At 67.0% G+C, this 21,404-nt stretch carries 18 protein-coding genes and 2 pseudogenes; 14 read left to right on the top strand and 6 right to left on the bottom strand.

Going from position 1 to position 21,404, the window contains the following annotated elements; all coding sequences use genetic code 11:
* Positions 1–24: 24 nt before the first annotated feature.
* On the top strand, positions 25–615 hold the full coding sequence (locus C6A86_RS13655; protein WP_105363785.1) for a DUF3090 domain-containing protein: 591 nt from the start codon (positions 25–27) through the stop codon (positions 613–615).
* Positions 599–1,435, top strand: coding sequence for an SCO1664 family protein (locus C6A86_RS13660; RefSeq protein ID WP_105363784.1), 837 nt, complete (start codon positions 599–601; stop codon positions 1,433–1,435). The genes C6A86_RS13655 and C6A86_RS13660 overlap by 17 nt, the downstream gene beginning before the upstream one ends.
* Here the strand turns inward: C6A86_RS13660 and C6A86_RS13665 are convergent.
* Positions 1,432–1,833 carry a DUF2628 domain-containing protein gene (locus tag C6A86_RS13665; RefSeq protein ID WP_105363783.1) on the bottom strand — a complete coding sequence of 134 codons (402 nt, stop codon included), beginning with the start codon at positions 1,831–1,833 and terminating at the stop codon, positions 1,432–1,434. The two genes, C6A86_RS13660 and C6A86_RS13665, sit on opposite strands and share 4 nt — an antisense overlap.
* Before the next feature lie 132 nt (positions 1,834–1,965).
* Between C6A86_RS13665 and C6A86_RS13670 the strand changes: the two genes are divergently transcribed.
* The 4 genes and pseudogenes from C6A86_RS13670 (at position 1,966) to C6A86_RS13685 (ending at position 6,389) form a co-directional block, all read left to right on the top strand.
* Entirely contained in the window at positions 1,966–2,697 is a 732-nt protein-coding gene (locus C6A86_RS13670; RefSeq protein WP_105363794.1) for a 3'(2'),5'-bisphosphate nucleotidase CysQ, read from the top strand.
* Between the two features lie 113 nt (positions 2,698–2,810).
* Positions 2,811–4,049, top strand: a complete 1,239-nt coding sequence (gene mshC / locus C6A86_RS13675) for a cysteine--1-D-myo-inosityl 2-amino-2-deoxy-alpha-D-glucopyranoside ligase (RefSeq protein ID WP_105363782.1) — start codon at positions 2,811–2,813, stop codon at positions 4,047–4,049.
* A gap of 26 nt (positions 4,050–4,075) precedes the next feature.
* On the top strand, positions 4,076–4,957 hold the full coding sequence (locus C6A86_RS13680) for an SDR family oxidoreductase (protein WP_105363781.1): 882 nt from the start codon (positions 4,076–4,078) through the stop codon (positions 4,955–4,957).
* Positions 4,954–6,389 (top strand): annotated as a pseudogene (locus tag C6A86_RS13685) (DUF1254 domain-containing protein). The gene C6A86_RS13680 and the pseudogene C6A86_RS13685 overlap by 4 nt, the downstream one beginning before the upstream one ends.
* 6 nt (positions 6,390–6,395) lie before the next feature.
* Here C6A86_RS13685 and C6A86_RS13690 read toward each other — a convergent pair.
* Positions 6,396–7,265 (bottom strand): PAC2 family protein, encoded by an 870-nt coding sequence (locus C6A86_RS13690; RefSeq protein ID WP_057165232.1) that lies wholly within the window; start codon positions 7,263–7,265, stop codon positions 6,396–6,398.
* 415 nt (positions 7,266–7,680) lie between these two features.
* On the opposite strand from C6A86_RS13690, the gene metH reads away from it, so the two are divergent.
* Positions 7,681–11,343: a methionine synthase gene (gene metH, locus C6A86_RS13695; protein WP_233213038.1), complete on the top strand. Its 3,663-nt coding sequence runs from the start codon at positions 7,681–7,683 to the stop codon at positions 11,341–11,343.
* 13 nt (positions 11,344–11,356) lie between these two features.
* On the opposite strand, the gene C6A86_RS13700 is transcribed toward metH, so the two are convergent.
* Positions 11,357–12,160, bottom strand: coding sequence for an NAD(P)H-binding protein (locus C6A86_RS13700; protein WP_311101192.1), 804 nt, complete (start codon positions 12,158–12,160; stop codon positions 11,357–11,359).
* A 75-nt stretch (positions 12,161–12,235) separates the two neighbouring features.
* Between C6A86_RS13700 and C6A86_RS13705 the strand changes: the two are divergent.
* The 7 genes and pseudogenes from C6A86_RS13705 to C6A86_RS13735 all read left to right on the top strand — a co-directional run bounded on the left by C6A86_RS13705 (position 12,236) and on the right by C6A86_RS13735 (position 19,961).
* A pseudogene (locus C6A86_RS13705) lies at positions 12,236–12,918 on the top strand (HAD family hydrolase).
* Between the two features lie 74 nt (positions 12,919–12,992).
* Positions 12,993–14,462: a sugar porter family MFS transporter gene (locus C6A86_RS13710; protein ID WP_105366368.1), complete on the top strand. Its 1,470-nt coding sequence runs from the start codon at positions 12,993–12,995 to the stop codon at positions 14,460–14,462.
* Positions 14,463–14,568: 106 nt separating this feature from the next.
* Positions 14,569–16,872, top strand: coding sequence for a bifunctional diguanylate cyclase/phosphodiesterase (locus C6A86_RS13715; RefSeq protein ID WP_233213269.1), 2,304 nt, complete (start codon positions 14,569–14,571; stop codon positions 16,870–16,872).
* Between the two features lie 30 nt (positions 16,873–16,902).
* Positions 16,903–17,184 (top strand): phosphoribosyl-ATP diphosphatase, encoded by a 282-nt coding sequence (locus C6A86_RS13720; RefSeq protein ID WP_105366367.1) that lies wholly within the window; start codon positions 16,903–16,905, stop codon positions 17,182–17,184.
* A complete protein-coding gene (gene hisG, locus C6A86_RS13725; protein WP_105366366.1) occupies positions 17,184–18,035 on the top strand; it encodes an ATP phosphoribosyltransferase in 852 nt (283 codons plus the stop codon). Before C6A86_RS13720 ends, hisG begins: the two co-directional genes overlap by 1 nt.
* A 64-nt stretch (positions 18,036–18,099) precedes the next feature.
* Positions 18,100–18,582 carry a DUF4126 family protein gene (locus C6A86_RS13730; protein WP_105366365.1) on the top strand — a complete coding sequence of 161 codons (483 nt, stop codon included), beginning with the start codon at positions 18,100–18,102 and terminating at the stop codon, positions 18,580–18,582.
* A complete protein-coding gene (locus C6A86_RS13735) occupies positions 18,582–19,961 on the top strand; it encodes an FAD-containing oxidoreductase (RefSeq protein WP_105366364.1) in 1,380 nt (459 codons plus the stop codon). The genes C6A86_RS13730 and C6A86_RS13735 overlap by 1 nt, the downstream gene beginning before the upstream one ends.
* Here the strand turns inward: C6A86_RS13735 and C6A86_RS13740 are convergent.
* From C6A86_RS13740 to C6A86_RS13750, 3 genes are read right to left on the bottom strand one after another with little or no spacing between them, the layout of a single operon-like run.
* Positions 19,945–20,556: a flavodoxin family protein gene (locus C6A86_RS13740; RefSeq protein WP_105366363.1), complete on the bottom strand. Its 612-nt coding sequence runs from the start codon at positions 20,554–20,556 to the stop codon at positions 19,945–19,947. The two genes, C6A86_RS13735 and C6A86_RS13740, sit on opposite strands and share 17 nt — an antisense overlap.
* Positions 20,553–21,062, bottom strand: coding sequence for an SRPBCC family protein (locus C6A86_RS13745; protein WP_105366362.1), 510 nt, complete (start codon positions 21,060–21,062; stop codon positions 20,553–20,555). The genes C6A86_RS13740 and C6A86_RS13745 overlap by 4 nt, the downstream gene beginning before the upstream one ends.
* Positions 21,059–21,376 carry a helix-turn-helix transcriptional regulator gene (locus C6A86_RS13750; protein WP_105366361.1) on the bottom strand — a complete coding sequence of 106 codons (318 nt, stop codon included), beginning with the start codon at positions 21,374–21,376 and terminating at the stop codon, positions 21,059–21,061. The genes C6A86_RS13745 and C6A86_RS13750 overlap by 4 nt, the downstream gene beginning before the upstream one ends.
* Between the last annotated feature and the right edge of the window lie 28 nt (positions 21,377–21,404).

Raw genomic sequence — 21,404 nt, forward strand, 5'->3', positions numbered from 1 at the left:
GCTACCGGTATTTTGAAAGGTGCCATGCCCCGCGCAATCCACGTCTTCCGCACACCCGACCGTTTCGTGGCCGGGACTGTCGGGCAGCCCGGGAACCGAACGTTCTACCTGCAGGCGGTACACGACAAGCGGGTGGTTTCGGTGATGCTGGAAAAACAGCAGGTGGCGGTGCTCGCCGAGCGGATCTCGGCGCTGCTGGTGGAGATCAACCGACGATTCGGCACCCCGATTCCGCCCGAAACCGGTGAGGTCGGCGACCTGCATCCGCTGCTGACCCCGGTCGACTCGGAGTTCCGGGTCGGCACCATGGGGCTGGGCTGGGACTCGGAGGCACAGACCGTGGTTGTCGAGCTGCTCGCCGTCTCAGACACCGAGTTCGACGCCTCGGTGGTCCTCGACGACGCAGAAGACGGCCCGGATGCGGTCCGGGTGTTCCTGAGCCCGGAGTCGGCGCGCGAATTCGCCACCCGGTCCAACCGCGTCATCTCGGCCGGCCGGCCGCCATGCCCGCTGTGTGATGAACCACTGGACCCCGAGGGCCATATCTGCGTACGCACCAACGGCTACCGCCGCGGAGCGTTCGGTGCCGTGGAAGAAGATGAACCCCCTTTCTGAGGAGCAGGTGCTGACCGACGGCGCCCTCACCGTCATCGGCCGGATCCGCTCCGCGAGCAATGCGACCTTCCTGTGTGAGGCACAGGTAGGGGAGCAGCAGGTGCACTGCGTCTACAAGCCGGTCGCCGGCGAGGCTCCGCTGTGGGACTTCCCCGACGGCACCCTGGCCGGCCGCGAGCGGGGAGCCTATCTGGTATCGGCGGCGCTGGGATGGGATGTAGTGCCGCACACCATCATCCGGGAAGGCCCGGCCGGCCCCGGCATGGTGCAACGCTGGGTGGACCAGCCCGGTGACGCGCTGACCGACGGCGAGGAACTCCAGGACGCCGACGAATCAGCCTCCGGTCCCGATCTCGTCGATCTGCTGCCTGCCGGGGACGTACCGCCCGGCTACCTGGCCATCTTGCAGGCCTACGACTACGCCGGCGACCCGGTGACCCTGGTGCATGCCGACGACGACCGGTTGCGCCGGATGGCGATCTTCGATGTCCTGATCAACAATGCGGACCGCAAGGGCGGGCACATCCTGGCCGGCGTCGACGGCAGCGTCCGTGGCGTCGATCACGGTGTGAGCCTGCACGCCGAGGACAAGCTGCGCACCGTGCTGTGGGGCTGGGCCGGTAAGCCCGTCGACGATGACTCGCTGGCCGCGATCGCGACACTGCGGGAGAAGCTGAACGGCGAGTTGGCCGCTGACCTGGCCGCGCACATCACCGCCGGCGAGGTCGCCGCGCTTCGTGCCAGAGTCTCCTGCCTGCTTGATCATCCGGTGATGCCGACGCCGGATCGGCACCGTCCGATCCCCTGGCCGGCGTTCTAACCGCGCGGACCGAATCCCTCGAACGGGTTCCACGACCGGCTGCCCCGGACATGCAGGTAGTAGGCGTAGTTGGCGGTCGTCATGATGGCGCCGGCGAACCCGAACGTGGCGGCCTGGGACAGGAAATTGGGGGCCTGCAGCACCGACAACACGATGCCGATGCCGATACCCGCGCCCAGGATCGTGGTCCCCTTGCGCCACATTCCCTTCACATAGAAGTAGAGGAAACCGAACAGGAACGCCCACACATTGGACGTCAGGCGCACCTTGTCCCAGAACGGCAGCGTCCGGTAAGCCGCCTTGGCGGCCGGGCTGGAGTTGGGTAGTCCGTAGAGGTCGAAGAAGGCGAAGCGGCGCTGCCAGCTGACGGCGAGCTCGCCGGCTTCCGGTGCGGTCATGTGCTGCGGCCTTTCTGTCCTCCGGTGTCCGGCATCATCCTGATTCATCGGGCGGTGCCGCGGGGCGTTTCCCACTCACGCAATACTGTGTCGGTGAATCCCGCTGAGCAGACCGACGCCGCGGTGGCCGCCATGGTGGCCGCCGAAGCCGGTGAACTGCTGTTGGCCGTCCGCGAGGAGGTCGGCTTCTATGACTCCTATGACCTCGGGGACGCCGGGGACCGCCGCGCCAACGTGCTCATCCTGAAACGTCTGGCCGAACTGCGACCCGGCGATGCGGTGCTCTCCGAGGAGGCCGTCGACGACCGTTCCCGGGTGCATGCCGACCGGGTGTGGATCGTCGACCCCGTCGACGGCACCCGCGAGTTCTCGATGGCCGGCCACGCCGACTGGGCGGTGCACATCGCTCTCTGGCAGCGCAACGGGACATCGGAAGGGTCCATCACCGATGCCGCGGTGGCGCTGCCCGCGGTGGGCGAGGTGTACCGGACCGACACGGTGCAATCACCGCCACCGCGCCGCGAGGGTCCCATTCGCATCACGGCGAGCACCTACCGGCCACCGGCCGTGTTGTGGTGGCTGCGTGAGCATCTCGATATCGAGGTGGTCCGGATCGGTTCGGCGGGTGCCAAGGCGATGGCGGTGGTGCGTGGCGATGTCGACGCCTACATCCACGCCGGCGGACAGTGGGAGTGGGACTCTGCGGCGCCCGCAGGGGTGGTACGGGCCGCCGGCCTGCACGCCTCCCGGCTCGGCGGGGCACCACTGATCTACAACCGCCGTGACCCCTATCTGCCCGACCTGCTGATGTGCCGGGCCGAGCTGGCCGGGCTCCTGCTGGAGACCATCCACGCCGCATTCTGAGCCGCCGGGGGAATGGAATGGCCGTCGAACTTGTCGGTTTCCCGTGAGCGCCCCGGCGCGAGTGACCACACCATCGAAAGGCATCGGTGACCGAACACCTTAGAGTCGACGTCATGCAATCCTGGCCGGCGCCGACCGTTCCCACGTTGCCTGGTGCGGGTGTGCCGCTGCGGCTCTTCGACACTGCCGATGGTCAGGTACGACCGGTATCCACTGGTCAGACCGCCACCATGTACGTCTGCGGGATCACCCCCTACGACGCGACTCACCTGGGCCATGCGGCGACCTATCTCACCTTCGACCTGATCAACCGGGTGTGGCGGGACGCCGGCCACGATGTGCACTACGTACAGAACATCACCGACGTGGACGATCCACTGTTCGAACGCGCAGCCCGCGACGGTATCGGCTGGCGCGAGCTCGGCGACCGCGAGACCCAGCTGTTCCGCGAGGACATGACCGCGCTGCGGGTGCTGCCGCCGCGCGACTACGTGGCCGCCACCGACGCCATCGCCGAGGTGATCGCGCTGGTGGAGAAGATGCTGGCGTCCGGGGCCGCCTATGTCGTCGATGACGCGCAGTACCCCGATGTCTATTACCGCGCCGACGCCACGACGCAGTTCGGCTACGAGTCGGGCTATGACCACGACACCATGGCACGACTGTTCGCCGAACGAGGCGGCGATCCGGACCGGGCGGGCAAGGCCGATCCGCTGGACGCGTTGTTGTGGCGCGCCGAGCGTCCCGGTGAACCCAGCTGGCCCTCACCGTTCGGTGCCGGCCGGCCGGGATGGCATGTGGAGTGCGCCGCGATCGCCCTCGACCGCATCGGCACCGGCCTCGACATCCAGGGCGGGGGCTCCGATCTGATCTTCCCGCACCACGAGTTCTCCGCCGCGCACGCCGAATCCGTCACGGGGGAGCGCAGATTCGCCCGCCACTATGTGCATGCCGGCGTGATCGGCTGGGACGGCCACAAGATGAGCAAGAGCCGCGGAAACCTGGTGCTGGTGTCCCGGCTGCGCGCCGACGGTGTCGATCCCGGCGCGGTACGACTTGGCCTGTTCGCCGGGCATTACCGCGAAGACCGGTTCTGGAGCCCGGCGGTGCTCGATGCGGCCAACACTCGGCTGCAGCACTGGCGCGCCGCGGTGGCGCTGCCGGCCGGACCGGACGCCGCCGATCTACTGAGCCGGGTGCGCCGGTACCTGGCCGACGACCTGGACACTCCGAAAGCGCTTGCCGCTCTTGATGGTTGGTGTACCGACGCGCTCACCTACGGTGGTTCGGACGCGGCGGCGCCCGCGTTGGTGGCCGATATCGTCGACGCGCTGCTCGGTATAGACCTCTGATCGCCGCGGCGGGTACGTTGACCGCCATGAGCTCACTGAACGGCAAGGTCGTCTTCATCACCGGCGGTGCACGCGGTGTCGGGGCGGAGGTGGCCCGCCGGTTGCGCCGCAAGGGCGCGAAGCTGGTGCTCACCGACCTCGACCCGGCGCCGCTCGCCGAACTGGCCGACGAACTCGGTGGCGAGGCGCACGTGCTGACGGCACTGGCCGATGTGCGGGATCTGACGGCGATGCACCGCGCCGCCGATGCGGCCGTCGCGCGGTTCGGCGGTATCGACATCGTGGTGGCCAACGCCGGTATCGCCAGCTTCGGTTCGGTGCTGCAGGTGGATCCCGAAGCATTTCGGCGGGTCATCGACATCAACGTCGTCGGGGTGTTCAACACGGTGCGCGCCACGCTGCCCGCGGTCATCGATCGCCGCGGTTACGTGCTGGTGGTGTCCTCGCTGGCGGCCTTCACCTCGGCTCCCGGGCTGGCCGCATATCACGCCTCCAAGGCCGGCGCGGAGTACTTCGCCAACACCTTGCGCCTGGAGGTCGCCCACCGCGGCGTGGATGTCGGGTCGGCGCACATGAGCTGGATCGACACCCCGCTGGTGCAGGATGCCAAGGCCGATCTGTCCGCCTTCCGCGAGATGCTCTCGAAGCTGCCGACCCCGCTGAACCGGACGACCACGGTGACCGTGTGCGGCGCCGCATTCGTCAAGGGCATCGAGGGACGCAAGAAGCGCATCTACTGCCCGCGCTGGGTGGGCGCCTTCCGCTGGATCCGGCCGCTGGTGTCCACGCCGATCGGCGAGCGCGACATCCGCACTTTCACCCCGGAGCTCCTGCCGAAGCTCGACGCCGAGGTCGCCGCCCTGGGCCGCTCCACCAGCGCCCGCATCGAATCCCTGGAACAGCAGTGACCCGACTGCTGTGGGTGCTGGCCCTGATCGCCTGCCTCGCGGGCTGCAGCACCCAGGACAGCGAACCCGAAGCGGCGCCGCCGGACACCGCCGCCCCGCAGCAACAGCCGGTACCGCTCGATCAGGTCCGCGCCATCGCCAAGGACGCCTACATCTACGGGTTCCCGATGGTGGACAACTACCGGGTTCAGTACGCCTACTTCGTGGACAGGCAGAACCCCGAGTACAAGGGTGGGTGGAACGAGATCCACAACACCGCCCGGGTCTACACCCCGGCCGACACGGCGATCCAGACACCGAACTCGGACACCCCGTACTCCGCCGTCGGCGCCGATCTGCGCGCCGAACCGCTGGTCCTCACGGTGCCGCCGATCGAACAGGACCGCTACTACTCGTTGCAGTTCGTCGACGGGTACACCAGCAACTTCGCCTATGTGGGCAGCCGGACCACCGGCAACGGCGGCGGAAGATATCTGCTCGCCGGTCCCGATTGGCAGGGTGAAAAGCCTGCGGACGTCGACGAGGTGATCCGTTCGGACACCGAGCTGGCCTTCGTGCTGTATCGCACCCAGCTGTTCGGGCCGTCCGATATCGAGAACGTGAAGAAGATCCAGGGCGGCTACCAGGTGGCACCGTTATCGGTGTTCCTCAACCAGCCGTCGCCCGAACCCGCGCCCGCGATCGACTTCGTACCCCCGCTGACTCCCGAACAGCAGCGCACATCCCCGCAGTTCTTCGAGATCCTGAACTTCGCCATGAGGTTCGCCCCGGCGCTGCCCGAGGAGAGGGCACTGCGGGACCGGTTCGCGCAGATCGGCATCGGTGCGGACGGTGATTTCGACGCCGACGAGCTGTCCCCGAGATGCGCGAGGCGATCGTGGGCGGCATGGCCGACGGCAACGCCGAACTCGCGGCGTTCAAGCAGAACGAGATCGACACCGGCAAGGTCACCTCCGCCCAGTTGTTCGGCACCAGGCAGGAATTGAAGGGCAACTACCTGTACCGGATGGCCGGCGCGGCGCTGGGCATCTACGGCAACACCGCTGCCGAGGCCATCTACCCGAGTGCAGCCAACGATTCCGCGGGCGCACCGCTGACCGGTGCGGGGGAGTACACCTACCGGTTCGGGCCCGATCAGCTGCCGCCGGTCAACGCGTTCTGGTCGCTGACCATGTACGAGCTGCCTGCCAGCCGACTGGTCAACAATCCGCTCGACCGGTATCTGATCAATTCGGCGATGCTGCCCAGCCTGAAGGCCGATCCGGACGGTGGCTACACCGTGCGCATTCAGCGCGATTCCCCCGGTCCGGACCTCGAGTCCAACTGGCTGCCCGCCCCGGAGGGGCCGTTCACGGTGGTGCTGCGGCTGTACTGGCCCAAGCCGGACGCGCTCAACGGCACCTGGACCGCTCCGTTGCCCGAGAAGGTATAGCCGCCGCTACCGGCCTCGGCGGCGCAGGTATCGCTCGAATTCGGCGGCCAGCGCGTCGCCGTCGATCTTGGCGACGGCCTCGTTCATGTCGACCTCGGCGTCGCCGCGTTCCTCGAGGGACTGCACATACTCCGCGATCTCCTCGTCCTCGGCGGTCATCTCGGTGACCGCCTCCTCCCATTCCTCGGCCGCGGTGGGCAGGTCGGCCAGCGGAACCTCGATGTCGAGGACATCCTCCACCCGGCGCAGCAGCGCCACGGTGGCCTTCGGGTTGGGCGGTTGCGAGACGTAGTGCGGGACGGCCGCCCAGAACGTCACCGCCGGTATACCGGCCTGTACGCAGGCGTCCTGGAACACCCCGGCGATACCGGTCGGGCCCTCGTAGCGGGTCTCCTCCAGGCCGAAGAACTTCGCCGAATCCGACGAGTAGGCGGCACCGGACACCGGCACGGGGCGGGTGTGCGGGGTGTCGGCCAGCAGCGCGCCCAGGATGACGACGGTGTCGACGTTCAGCTTGTCCGCGATGGCTAGCAGCTCGGCACAGAAGGTGCGCCACCGCATATTGGGTTCGACACCGTGCATCAGCACGATGTCACGGTCGCTGCCGGGTGGGCGGCAGTGCGAGATGCGCATCGACGGCCACACCAGCTCGCGGGTGACCCCGTCGATCTGCCGGATGACCGGGCGATTGACCTGGTAGTCGTAGTAACTCTCGTCATCGATCTCGACGATGGTTTCGGCCTCCCAGATGGAGTCCAGGTGTTCCAGTGCTCCGCTGGCCGCGTCGCCGGCGTCGTTCCAGCCCTCGAAAGCGGCCACGACGACTGTGTTCTGCAGGTCCGGTAGGCCGGGCACGCTCGCATCCGACGGTGTCACTCTGCCAGCGTAAGCCCTGTATCGCGGTGATGAGCCGCAGCGCCCCGCACGGCGATTTCATGGCCGGGTACCCAGCTCCGGAAAGGCCACCGTGTACACATGAAATACGCCTGGGGGCAATCCGGTTGATGGTGTCGACCGCCACATTGCCGACACAGCCACGAGATGGCGTCCGAAACTCTGTTGGATGACGACGTAGACTTTTCACCGTCGAGAGGCGTTGCAACGGCTACTCGGGGGGACAGGGTCCCTCCTCGGTATCCGCCACGCTCGGCAGAGTTAAGGACGCCTTCCGCTACGGAAGGAGTGCCCTGTGAACGCCGCGAAGCCGGAAGTCTGCGCACCGGACACCTTTGTGCCGAACATCCGCCCCGACTGCACCGACGAACTGACGGCGGCCCTGCGACGGCGGATCATGGTGATCGACGGTGCCATGGGCACCGCGATCCAGCGTGACCGTCCGGACGAGGACGGTTACCGGGGCGAGCGATTCACCGAGTGGCCGACCGCGCTGCAGGGCAACAATGACCTGCTCAACCTGACGCAGCCGCAGATCATCGAGGGTATTCACCGCGAGTACCTCGAAGCGGGCGCCGACATCCTGGAGACGAACACGTTCAACGCGAACGCGGTCTCGCTCTCGGACTACGACATGGCCGACCTCAGCTACGAACTGAACTACGCCGGCGCTGCACTGGCGCGCGCCGCCTGCGACGAGTTCAGCACCCCGGACAAGCCCCGCTACGTCGCCGGGGCGCTGGGACCGACGACGCGCACCGCGTCGATCTCGCCGGACGTCAACGACCCCGGCGCCCGCAACGTCTCCTACGACCAGCTGGTCGGCGCCTACCTCGAAGCCCTCAACGGACTGGTCGACGGCGGCTCCGACATCATCATCATCGAGACGATCTTCGATTCCCTGAACGCGAAGGCGGCGGTGTTCGCCGTCGAGACACTGTTCGAGCAGCGCGAACGCCGTTGGCCGGTGATCATCTCGGGCACCATCACCGACGCGTCCGGGCGGACGCTGTCCGGTCAGGTCACCGAGGCGTTCTGGAACGCGATCCGGCACGCCAAGCCGATCGCCGTCGGCCTCAACTGCGCCCTGGGCGCGCCCGAGATGAGGCCCTACATCGCCGAGGTGGCGCGGATCGCGGACACCTTCGTCTCCTGCTACCCGAACGCCGGGCTGCCCAACGCCTTCGGTGAGTACGACGAGTCCCCGGAGGCGCAGGCCGGCTACATTGCCGAGTTCGCCGAGGCCGGCCTGGTCAACCTGGTCGGTGGGTGTTGCGGGACGGCGCCGCCGCACATCGCCGAGATCGCCAAGGTCGTGGAGGGCAAGCCGCCGCGCGAGCTTCCGGAGATCCCGGTGGCCACCCGGCTGTCGGGTCTGGAGCCACTCAATATCGGTGACGACTCGCTGTTCGTGAACATCGGTGAACGCACCAACATCACCGGCTCGGCCCGGTTCCGCAACCTGATCAAGGCCGAGGACTACGACACCGCGCTGTCGGTGGCCCTGCAGCAGGTCGAGGTCGGTGCGCAGGTCATCGACATCAACATGGACGAGGGCATGATCGACGGCGTCGCCGCGATGGACCGCTTCACCAAGCTGATCGCGGCCGAGCCGGACATCAGCCGCGTCCCGGTGATGATCGACTCCTCCAAGTGGGAGGTCATCGAGGCGGGCCTGAAGAACGTGCAGGGCAAGCCGATCGTCAACTCGATCTCCATGAAGGAGGGCGAGGAGAAGTTCATCCGCGAGGCGCGGCTGTGCCGCAAGTACGGCGCCGCCGTCGTGGTGATGGCCTTCGACGAGCAGGGCCAGGCCGACAATCTGGAGCGCCGCAAGGAGATCTGCGGGCGGGCCTACCGGATCCTGACCGAAGAGGTCGGCTTCCCGGCCGAGGACATCATCTTCGACCCGAACTGCTTCGCGCTGGCCACCGGCATCGAGGAGCACGCGACCTACGGGATCGACTTCATCGAGGCCTGCGCCTGGATCAAGGAGAACCTGCCGGGAGTGCACATCTCTGGCGGCATCTCCAACGTGTCGTTCTCGTTCCGCGGTAACAACCCGGTCCGCGAGGCGATCCACGCGGTGTTCCTGTTCCACGCCATCAAGGCCGGCCTGGACATGGGCATCGTCAACGCCGGTGCGCTGGTGCCGTACGACTCGATCGACCCCGAGCTGCGGGACCGCATCGAGGACGTCGTGCTCAACCGTCGCGAGGACGCCGCCGAACGGCTCCTCGAGATCGCCGAACGGTTCAACAAGACCGAGAAGGCCGAGGACCCGAAGGCGGCCGAGTGGCGATCTCTCCCGGTCCGCGAACGGATCACGCACGCCCTGGTCAAGGGCATCGACGCCGACGTCGACGCCGACACCGAGGAACTGCGGGCCGAGATCGCCGCCGCAGGCGGGCGGCCGATCGAGGTGATCGAGGGCCCGCTGATGGACGGCATGAACGTCGTCGGTGACCTTTTCGGCGCGGGCAAGATGTTCCTGCCCCAGGTGGTGAAGTCGGCCCGGGTGATGAAGAAGGCCGTGGCCTACCTGCTGCCCTACATCGAGGCGGAGAAGGAGCAGAACGGCGCTACGCAGGCGAAGGACACCAACGGCACCATCATCATGGCGACGGTCAAGGGCGACGTCCACGACATCGGCAAGAACATCGTCGGGGTCGTCCTGCAGTGCAACAACTACGAGGTCATCGACCTCGGTGTGATGGTGCCCGCCCAGAAGATCCTGGACGCGGCCAAGGAGCACGATGCCGACATCATCGGGCTGTCCGGTCTGATCACCCCGTCGCTGGACGAGATGGTCAACTTCGCCGTCGAGATGGAGCGTCAGGGCCTCGAGATCCCGCTGCTGATCGGTGGGGCGACCACCTCGCGGGCACATACGGCCGTGAAGGTGTCGCCGCGTCGCAGCGGTCCGGTGGTCTGGGTCAAGGACGCGTCCCGTTCGGTGCCGGTCGCCGCGGCGCTGCTCGACGACAAGCAGCGACCTGCCCTGCTGGAAGCCACCGAGAAGGACTACGCATCGCTTCGGGAACGGCACGCCCAGAAAAGCGAACGCCCGATGCTCACCCTGGAGAAGGCCCGGGCGAACCGGACCCCGATCGAGTGGGAGGGCTACACGCCGCCGGTGCCGGCCCAGGGCCTCGGTGTGCGGGAATTCCTGGACTACGACCTCGCCGAATTGCGCGAGTACATCGACTGGCAGCCGTTCTTCAACGCCTGGGAGATGAAGGGGCGCTTCCCCGACATCCTCAACAACCCGGTCTCGGGTGAGACGGCACGCAAGCTGTACGACGACGCGCAGGAGATGCTCGACACCCTGATCAAGGAGAAGTGGCTCACGGCCAACGGCGTGATCGGTTTCTTCCCGGCGAACGCGGTCGGCGACGACTTCGAGGTCTACACCGACGAGACCCGGACCGAGGTGTTGACCAGGCTGCGTAACCTGCGCCAGCAGGGCGAGCACCGCGATGGCATCCCGAACCGGTCACTGGGTGACTTCATCGCGCCCAAGGAAACGGGTCTCCGGGATTACGTCGGCGCGTTCGCCGTCACCACGGGCCTCGGCAGCCATGTCAAGATCGACGAGTTCAAGGCGGCCCACGACGACTACAGTGCGATCCTGCTGGAATCGCTGGCCGACCGGTTGGCGGAGGCGTTCGCCGAGCGGATGCATCAGCGGGTCCGCAAGGAGTTCTGGGGATTTCAGCCCGACGAGCAGCTGGACAACGAGGCGCTCATCGCGGAGAAGTACCGCGGAATCCGCCCGGCGCCGGGCTACCCGGCCTGCCCGGAGCACACCGAGAAGGTGACGCTGTGGGAGCTGATGGACGTCAAGGAGCGCACCGGCATCGAGCTCACCGAGTCGATGGCTATGTGGCCAGGAGCTGCGGTCAGCGGCTGGTACTTCTCGCACCCGCAGTCGCAGTACTTCGTGGTCGGCCGGATGGCCCAGGACCAGGTGGCCGACTACGCCAAGCGCAAGGGCTGGACGCTGGCCGAAGCCGAGCGCTGGCTGGGCCCCAATCTCGGCTACAACCCGGAGGACTGAACCCCAGCCCAGATCAGTTCGGCGCGAACAGCTCTCGGTTGCCGGCCGCCCACTGTCGCATCGACAGCGCGGGCGCGCCGGTCACCTGCTCGACCAGATCGTTGGCGTGCTGCGGCCCGGTGTCGCCATCGAACAGGTCCAGGTACCAGTCCACGCCGTCACCCATCACCGGCCGCAGCAGCGCGTCGGCTTCGGACCGGTCGCACCGCTGCATCTGCACGGGGGTGCCGAGGCCATCGCCGATCTGACGCGCGATCTCCGCACGGGTGATCGCCTCGGGTCCCGTCAACTCGTACATCTGGCCCAGGTGCGCGTCCCCCGGGTCGGCCAGCAGGTGTGCGGCCACCCGGGCGATATCGTCCATGGACACCGGTGACTGGACCGCCTCGGGCGCCACGTCCCGCACCACGCCCGTCGTGATCTGCGGTGCCCACATCGCGAAGTTCTCGCAGAACTCGCCGGGCCCGAGTTGTGTGCTGGGCACCGGGGTGGCGGAGATCCTGTCGGCGTGTTCCTGCCAGTGTGCGGCACCGGACAGCGCCACCACATAGCTGACCCGGGCCGCGGCGATCATCTCGCAGGTGATGCCGATGGTGCGTGGGAACGGCGCCAGGTAGATCTGGTCGACATCGGCGAGCGCGGGCGACAAGGTCTCGGGCCTGCCCAGAAATCCTGTGACCACTTCCACACCCGCGGGCAGATTCGCCTTCGCCGGGTCCGATGTCAGGGCACGGATATCCGAGACACCCAGGTCCAGAAGTCGATCCACGACCCTGCGGCCGATATTGCCGGTGGCACCCGTCACAAGAACCGTCATGACGACCACGCTAGCCGGGCCCGCCGACAGCCTCGGGTTTTCAGGCCCACCGCGATCGGTGAGACAATCGGGGACATGCGTGCAGTGCTGTGGGATATGGACGGCACCCTCGTCGACTCCGAAAAGCTTTGGGATATCGGCCTCCAGGAGTTCTACCGCCGACACGGGCGGGAGCTCAGCGAAGAGGTCCGCGCCACCACGATCGGCGGGTCCAGCGAGATCGTGATGCGGATCGTGTACGCCGACCTGGGCCTGGCACCCGATCCGGTGGACCTCGCGCAGACAGCCGATTGGTTACACGACTACGTCGGTGAGCTTTTCGAGACCGGACTGCCGTGGTGTGCGGGCGCGCGCGAGATGCTGAGGAACTGTCTGCCGCCGGCGTCACCATGGCCCTGGTGACCAACACCCGTCGTGGGCTCACGGAAAAGGCCCTCAACAGCATCGGCCGCCACTACTTCAGCGTCACGGTGTGCGGGGACGAGGTACCCGCGGGCAAGCCGTCTCCGGACCCGTATCTACGGGCCGCCGCACTGCTGGACCTGGACCCTCAGCACTGCCTGGCGATCGAGGATTCGGTCACCGGCACCGCGGCCGCCGAGGCCGCGGGATGCGCAGTGCTGGTGATCCCCAACGAGATCGAGGTTCCGGCGGGTCCCCGGCGCCGCCACGCGGAGTCACTGGCCGATCTGACGGTGAATCAGCTCCGCGATGTGCACGCCGAACTGGGCGCCGAATTGGACGAACGCACCGCCTGATCCAGACCATTTCGGGTCGCGACTGTGCGATTGTGATGTGACACGCATCACGGCACGGGGTGGAAGGACAATCCATGACGCACGGTCCGGTCGGAGGCGACGAAGCCTCGTTCCTCGACGACGATTCCGGGTTCAGTTCCGGTCGCACGGCGGTGCGGATTGCGGCCGTCGCAGCGCTGGGCGGTCTGCTGTTCGGCTACGACAGCGCCGTGATCAACGGCGCGGTGTCCTCGATCCAGGAAGACTTCGGCATCGGTAACGCCGAGCTGGGCTTCGCGGTGGCCTCGGCTCTGCTGGGCGCCGCGGCGGGCGCGATGACCGCGGGCCGGATCGCGGACAAGATCGGCCGCATCGCGGTGATGAAGATCGCGGCCGTGTTGTTCCTGATCAGCGCCTTCGGCACCGGCCTGGCACACGAGGTCTGGACGGTGGTGCTGTTCCGCATCGTCGGCGGTGTCGGTGTCGGCGTGGCATCGGTCATCGCACCGGCCTACATCGCGGAGACCTCACCCCCGCACATCCGCGGACGGCTGGGCTCCCTGCAGCAACTGGCCATCGTGCTGGGCATCTTCGCCTCCTTCGTCGTCAACTGGCTGCTGCAGTGGGCGGCCGGCGGGCCCAACGAGGTGCTGTGGCTGGGCCTGGACGCCTGGCGCTGGATGTTCCTGGCCATGGCCGTTCCCGCCGTGCTGTACGGCGTGCTGGCCTTCACCATCCCGGAGTCGCCGCGCTATCTCGTTGCCAGCCACAAGATTCCGGAAGCGCGACGGGTGCTGAGCATGTTGCTCGGCCAGAAGAACCTGGAGATCACGATCACCAGGATCCGGGACACCCTGGAACGCGAGGACAAGCCGTCCTGGCGCGACCTCAAGAAGCCGACCGGCGGTATCTACAGCATCGTCTGGGTGGGCCTGGGGCTGTCGATCTTCCAGCAGTTCGTCGGTATCAACGTGATCTTCTACTACTCCAACGTGCTGTGGCAGGCGGTTGGATTCAGCGCCGACGAGTCGGCCGTCTACACGGTGATCACCTCGGTGATCAACGTGCTCACCACCCTGATCGCGATCGCGCTGATCGACAAGATCGGTCGCAAGCCGCTGCTGCTCATCGGTTCGGCCGGCATGGCGGTCACACTGGCCACCATGGCGGTCATCTTCGCCAACGCCAGCGTGAACCCCGACGGGACGCCCAGCCTGCCGGGCGCGTCCGGCGTGATCGCGCTGATCGCCGCCAACCTGTTCGTCGTGGCGTTCGGTATGTCCTGGGGCCCGGTGGTGTGGGTCCTGCTCGGTGAGATGTTCCCCAACCGCATCCGGGCGGCCGCACTCGGCCTGGCCGCGGCCGGGCAGTGGGCGGCCAACTGGTTGATCACGGTGACCTTCCCGGAGTTGCGCAACAACCTGGGACTCGCCTACGGGTTCTACGCGCTGTGCGCGGTGCTGTCGTTCCTGTTCGTGACGAAGTGGGTCCGTGAAACCAAGGGAGTATCCCTGGAGGACATGCACGCCGAGGTGCTGCACGAAGACAAACCCGTCACGAACTGACCCTCGGGATGTGTCCGGAGTGATCTGCGGCACGTGCGTTCCAGCATTACCTTGAGTGCCGGGAGCGCCATGGTCAGTGGGGGGTGAGCCGTTGGACTCCGGCCGGTTGTCTGGGCACGACATCGCCGCGATCGCGGTGCCGTGGGTGTTGGTGGCAGTGCTGGCGCTGGTGATGGTGCTGGCACGCGACGCCGCTCACCTCGCCGTCGCCAATGACGCCATCTCGTTGTTGCTGGCGGCTTTCGCGGCCGCGCGCGCTGCGCTGGCCGCTCGCGCTGCCGACGGACCTACCCGTCTCGCCTGGATCTTTCTGGGCACGGCGCTGGCGACATGGGCGATCGGTGACGTGATCTGGTTGGTCTACGACGTCATCCTGCGCGAGCCGCCGTCGCCCTCGCCGGCTGATCTGTTCTACCTGGCATTCAGTGTGCTCGTCGCGGTCGGGCTGTCCCAGCTGCTCGCCAGGGGCACCCTGGTCTCTCGGCTGCACCTGGCACTCGACGCACTGACGGTCTCACTGTGCCTGTTTCTGCTGGTGTGGATCTTCAGCCTGAACCGCGTGTTCGACACGCTGCGTCACCACAACGTCGAGTTGACGCTGGCGCTGGTCACGCCATTGGCCGATGTGGTGGTGCTCTCGATTGCGGTTCTCGCCCTTGCCCGCTCGCGCCGCCGAAGGCCCGTGGCGCTGGCGGTGATCACCGTCGCCATCACCTTGATCACCATCGCCGACGTCACCCTGACGTTCCTGATCGTCGACGGCAGCTACCGCACCGGGCATGTCATCGATCTGCTGTGGGCGTCCGCGATGGCCTTGTTCGCCGCCGCGGCGGTCCTGAGTCGGCTCCCACAGCCGGCACCCGACCGCCCGGCGCCGGTGCCGTCCCATTCTTCGCTGTGGTTGCCCTACGTGCCGTTGTTGCTCGCGGGCGTCCTCGGTCCGCCGGTGGTGATGCGCGGATTCGAGAGCGTGCTGGTGCAGCTGATCGTCTGCGTCGTGTGTGGACGGCAAATCCTCTCGGCATGGGACAACCGGCAGTTGCTGACCGCAGCGGCCGACCAGGCCCTACGAGATCCGTTGACCGGCTTGGCAAATCGAACATTGTTCAACGAACGTCTGGATCACGCGATGCTGTTGCGCGTCCGCGATTCCCGGCCCATCACGGTCATCTCGATCGATCTCGACGACTTCAAGCTCGTCAACGACAGCCTTGGCCACCCGGTTGCAGATCGCCTGCTGGTCGGGGCCGGACAACGATTCCTGGACTGTGTCCGGACCGGCGACACCGTCGCGCGCCTGGGCGGTGACGAGTTCATGATGCTGTTGGAGGGCGGTGCCGATGACCACCAGATGGTCGCGCAACGGGTCGTCGAGGCTTTCGAGCGGCCGTTCGATGTCGACGGCCACGAGGTGTTCCTGCGACCGAGCCTCGGTGTGGCGACGGCCTCGGAGAAGGAGCCGGACCTGAGTGCGGAGATCTTGATGAGGCGCGCCGACCTCGCGATGTACGCCGCCAAACGGTCGGCAGCGGACGTCCGGACGTTCGCCGCCGACCTGCCCACCGCACCTGTGGACCCCGTCGATCTCAAGCACCGTCCCCGCCGGGCCCCGGGCGGGGGAGCAGAGCGCATCCGGCTGCTGGGCGAGCTTCGCGACGCGGTCGATCGCGGCACCATCGAGGTGGCCTATCAACCCAAGGTGAATCTGCGCAGCGGAAGGGTCACCGGCGTCGAGGCGCTGCTGCGCTGGCCACATCCCCGCCTGGGCACACTGCGTCCCGACGCCTTCCTGTCCCTCGTGCGCCAACACGGCCTGATGGGCCCGGTGTCCGAAATTGTGGTCCGCAAGGTGCTCGATGACGCCGCCGACTGGCAGTCGCAGGATCTGGACATCGCCGTCGCGATCAACTTTTTTGCGCCGATGCTGCGGGACACGCGACTGCCCGACCGCCTCTGTCAGGAACTCGACAGCCGTCGCCTCAACCATGACGTGCTGACCGTGGAGATCACCGAAGACATCGTCCTGACCGAGGTCGGCACCGTCAAAGCGGTGCTTCGCGAGTTGCGAGAACGGGGCGTGCGGGTGGCCATCGACGACTTCGGCAGCGGCTACTCGGCGCTGTCGTACCTGCGTGACCTCGCCATCGACGAAGTGAAGCTCGACCGCCAGTTCGTCGCCGACGTCACCTCTGACGCACGGGCCGCCGCGGTCGTCAGCGCCGTCATCAACCTGACCCACAGCCTCGGGATCTCGGTGGTCGCCGAAGGTGTCGAGGACGCCGATACCGCCGACTGGCTGATACGACACGGCTGTGACACCGGCCAGGGCTTCTTCTTCAGCACCCCGGTCACACCCGCCGAGGTACCCGCGTTGCTCGGCAGACTGGGCACCTCCGGTTCGACGGGATAGTCACCGCGTCTTGGGTGTTCTCCTGCACACGTGAAACAATCGCTGCCCGTGAAGACCTTCGAAGGCCTGTTCGCCGAACTCAGCGAAAAAGCGCAGTCCCGGCCCGCCGGGAGCGGCACCGTGGCCGCGCTGGACGCCGGCGTGCACGGCCTGGGCAAGAAGATCCTCGAAGAGGCCGGCGAGGTATGGCTGGCCGCCGAGCACGAGAGCGATGAAGCGCTCGCCGACGAGATCAGTCAGCTGCTGTATTGGACCCAGGTGCTGATGCTCTCGCGCGGTCTCAGCCTCGACGACGTGTACCGGAACCTGTGATGACAACACTGCGCGTCGCCGTACCCAACAAGGGGGCGCTGAGCGAATCGGCCGCCGAGATCCTGTCCGAGGCCGGCTACCGGCGGCGGACCGATCCCAAGGATCTGACCGTCGTCGACCCGGCCAACAATGTCGAGTTCTTCTTCCTGCGGCCCAAGGACATCGCGATCTACGTGGGCTCCGGGGAACTCGATCTCGGTATCACCGGCCGCGACCTGGCCGCCGAGTCCGAAGCCCCCGTCCGTGAACGACTGGCGCTCGGCTTCGGCTCGTCGACGTTCCGGTACGCCGCGCCCAAGGGACAGGACTGGACGGTCGATGCGCTGGCAGGTAAGCGGATCGCCACCGCGTACCCGAACCTGGTCCGTAAGAATCTGGCCGACATGGGCATCGAGGCCACCGTCATCCGCCTCGACGGTGCCGTGGAGATCTCCATCCAGCTCGGTGTCGCCGATGTCATTGCCGATATCGTCGGATCCGGTCGCACTCTGGGACTGCACAATCTGGTGGCCTTCGGTGAATCGCTGTGCGATTCCGAGGCGGTGCTGATCGAACGCGCGGACACCGAGGCGGATCCCGCTCGTGATCAACTCACCGCCCGGGTGCAGGGTGTGGTGTTCGGCCAGCAGTATCTGATGCTCGACTACGACTGCCCGCGCAGCGTGCTCGAAGAGGCCAGCGCAGTAACGCCCGGGCTCGAATCACCCACCATCGCACCGCTGGCCGATCCCGACTGGGTGGCGGTGCGCGCACTGGTGCCGCGACGCGATGTCAACGCCATCATGGACGAGCTCGCCGCCATCGGCGCCAAGGCAATCCTGGCCTCCGACATCAGGTTCTGCCGGTTCTGATCGTGACGCGCGATGCCGTCGCGCGTGTTAGCGTCCGGATGTCCGTCCAGCGTATGGAGGTCCGATGACGCAGGTTCTCGTTCTTGTTCTGGCCCTACTGATCGGTGTCATCGCCGGACTGCGTGCGATGACGGCACCGGCGGTGGTCGCGTGGGGTGCGATGCTCGGCTGGATCGACGTCACCGACAAGTGGTCGGAATGGGTCGGGCATCCGATCACGGTCACCGTGCTCAGCATTCTGCTCGTCGGCGAACTCATCACCGATCAGCTCCCGAAGACGCCGAGCCGCAAGGTACCGCCGCAGTTCATCGCCCGGCTGATCACGGGCGGCTTCGCCGGTGCGGTCATCGGCAGCGCGTTCTTCCACACGTTCTCGGCCACGGGTGCGGGCATGGTCGGCGCGGTGCTCGGCACCTTGGCAGGTGCCGAACTGCGCAGCAGATTGTCGGCGTCCAACAACGGAAACGACCGTCCCGGCGCGTTCATCGAAGATGCCATCGCCGTGGGCGGTGGATTCCTCGTCGCGTTCCTCGTCAGCCTCGTCTGATGGCCGGGCCGGTGACCGACTTCGACGCCATCATCGTCGGCGCGGGTCAGGCGGGACCACCGCTGGCCGGCAGGCTGACCGAAGCCGGGCAGCGGGTCGCGGTCATCGAACGCCAACTGGTCGGCGGCACCTGCGTCAACTACGGATGTATCCCCACCAAGACGCTGGTCGCCAGCGCGCATGCCGCCCACATAGCCCGCCGCGGAGCCGAATTCGGCATCGGCACCGGCGAGGTGACCGTCGACATGGCGAAAGTCAAGGCACGCAAGGATCAGATCGTGCGGACAGACCGCAACGGTGTCGAGAACTGGCTCCAGGGGATGGATGGCGCCACCCTGTTACGCGGGCATGCCCGGTTCACCGACCCACACACAATAGATCTCGACGGCCGGCTGTTGCGCGCCGAACGTATCTTCCTCAACGTCGGTGGCCGTGCCGTGGTGCCGGACATGCCGGGCCTGTCCGATATCGACTATCTGACCAATGTGTCGGTGCTGGAACTCGATTCGGTGCCCGAACACCTCGTCGTCATCGGCGGCAGTTACATCGCCCTGGAGTTCGCCCAGATGTACCGGCGGTTCGGGGCGCGGGTGACGGTGATCGAACGTGGGCCCCGACTGACCTCCCGCGAGGACGAGGATGTCTCGGCGGCCATCCGCGGCATCCTGGAAGCCGAGGGCATCGAGATTCACACCGGCGCCGACGATATCCGGTTCACCAAGTTGCAGAACGGATTCGAGGTGACCACGCGATCCGGTGCCGCACCGATTGTCGGCAGCCATGCCCTGATCGCCGTCGGGCGGGTACCCAATACCGACGACCTCGGCCTGGAGAATGCCGGTGTGCGCACCGACGGCCGAGGCTACATCGAGGTCGACGACACCCTGCGCACCAACGTCGAGCACATCTGGGCGATGGGGGACTGCAACGGCAAGGGTGCCTTCACCCACACCTCGTACAACGATTTCGAGATCGTGGCGGCCAACCTGCTCGACGATGATCCTCGCCGGGTCAGCGACCGCGTACCCACCTACGCGCTCTACATCGACCCACCCCTGGGCCGAGCCGGGATGACCGCAGACGAAGTGCGCCGCAGCGGCCGGAAGGCACTCGTGGGCACGCGCCCGATGACCCGTGTCGGTCGCGCGGTGGAAAAGGGCGAGACCCAGGGCTTCATGAAGGTCGTGGTCGATGCCGACACCGAGGAGATCCTGGGGGCCTCGATCCTCGGGGTCGGCGGCGACGAGGTGGTGCACGCGATCCTGGATGTGATGACCGCCAAGCTGCCCTACACCGCGATCTCCCGCACCATGCACATCCATCCCACCGTCAGCGAACTGGTGCCCACCCTGCTGCAGGACCTCAAGCCGCTGAACTAGCCGCCCGGCCGGCGATCAGTTGGGCGCTCACCGCAGCGACGCGTTGCCCGAGATGCCGGCAGGTCGCGATATCGGCGGGGTGGACGTTCTCGGGTCCGGCGTCGACGTCGGTCTGCGCGCCGGCGCCGAGCCAGAATCCGAGCCGGTTCAGGTCGTGTTCACTGCCCGCGGCGGAATTCCAGCCCGGCCCCAGACCCAAACTGACCCAGTGCATATGGTGCTGGGCGGCGAACACCGTCAGCGAGATCAGCGCGGTCAGCTTGTCCCCGCTCTTGCTGCCGGAATTGGCGAATCCCGCCGCAACCTTGTCCCGCCACGCGCCGGTGATGCAACGCCGGCCGGTCTGCTCCGCGAAGGCCTGGAACCCGGCCGAGACGTTGCCCATGTAGGTCGCGGTCCCGAAGATGATCGCGTCGGCGCCGTCCAATGTCGCCCAGTCCGCATCGGTCATCGTGTCGACGGCCACCGTGGTGACGTCGGCCCCGTCGGCGTGCGCCCCGTCGGCGACCGCGGAGGCCAGCGTCGCGGTGTGCCCGAATCCGGAGTGGTAGGCGATGACGATCGCCGGCCGCTTCCCGAAGTCGTTGTCGGTCATGAGAACTCCTCACCTGTCGGCGCGAAGCCCGAGATGGCTTGCACGCGTTGAGCCCAGTTGGGCAACGATTCACCGGCGAGCAGTGCGGCAAGCCGGTCGAGATAGGCATGCGTCCCGGTGCGGAAGCCGTTCGCGTTCGGGACGCTCAGTCCTCGATGGCTGAGCCGCAACAACGTGCCGTTGCCATCGGAGGTGAGTTCATAGCGCACCACCCCGGGCTCGACGATTGGCTGCAGCCATTCGTGTTCGAACACGTGCGGTGGATCCCACACCAGGATCCGGCCGGTCATCCGCTTGCGCTCGGGCGGCAACGGCGGGCCGGCGGCCACGGTCTCGATGGTGCCGCCCTCGCGGGGGTCGATCACGGTGCGGCCCATCCATTTTCCGCGATGCGCCGGATCTGTGATCGCGGTCCACACCTGCTCGACCGGGTAGGGCAGTCGTCGTTCGAAGTGCAGCGCCGCGCGGTCACCGTCGACGACCACCCGGCCGTCACGGGCGGTCATGACGGTTCACCGAACGTCTGTTGCAGATGCCCTTCGAGCGCGTCCAGGTGACCGGCCCAAAAGTGCCGGTAGGACTCGATCCAGGTGTCCATCTCGGCGAGACCGTCGGCACGCAGGGCGTAGATGCGCCGCTGGGCGTCGGAGCGGACTTCGACGAGACCGACCTCGCGCAGCACCCGGAGATGGCGGGACACCGTCGGCTGGGTGAGCCCCGGCAGGGTGTCGACCAGTTCACCCGCGGTGCGCTCGCCGTGTCGCAGCGCATCGAGCAGGGTGCGCCGACTGGGTTCCGCGACGGCTTCGAACACGTCCATGCCCTCAGTATTGCAATTGATCTATATA

The sequence above is a fragment of the Mycobacterium sp. ITM-2016-00316 genome, from assembly GCF_002968335.2.
GTDB lineage: Bacteria > Actinomycetota > Actinomycetes > Mycobacteriales > Mycobacteriaceae > Mycobacterium.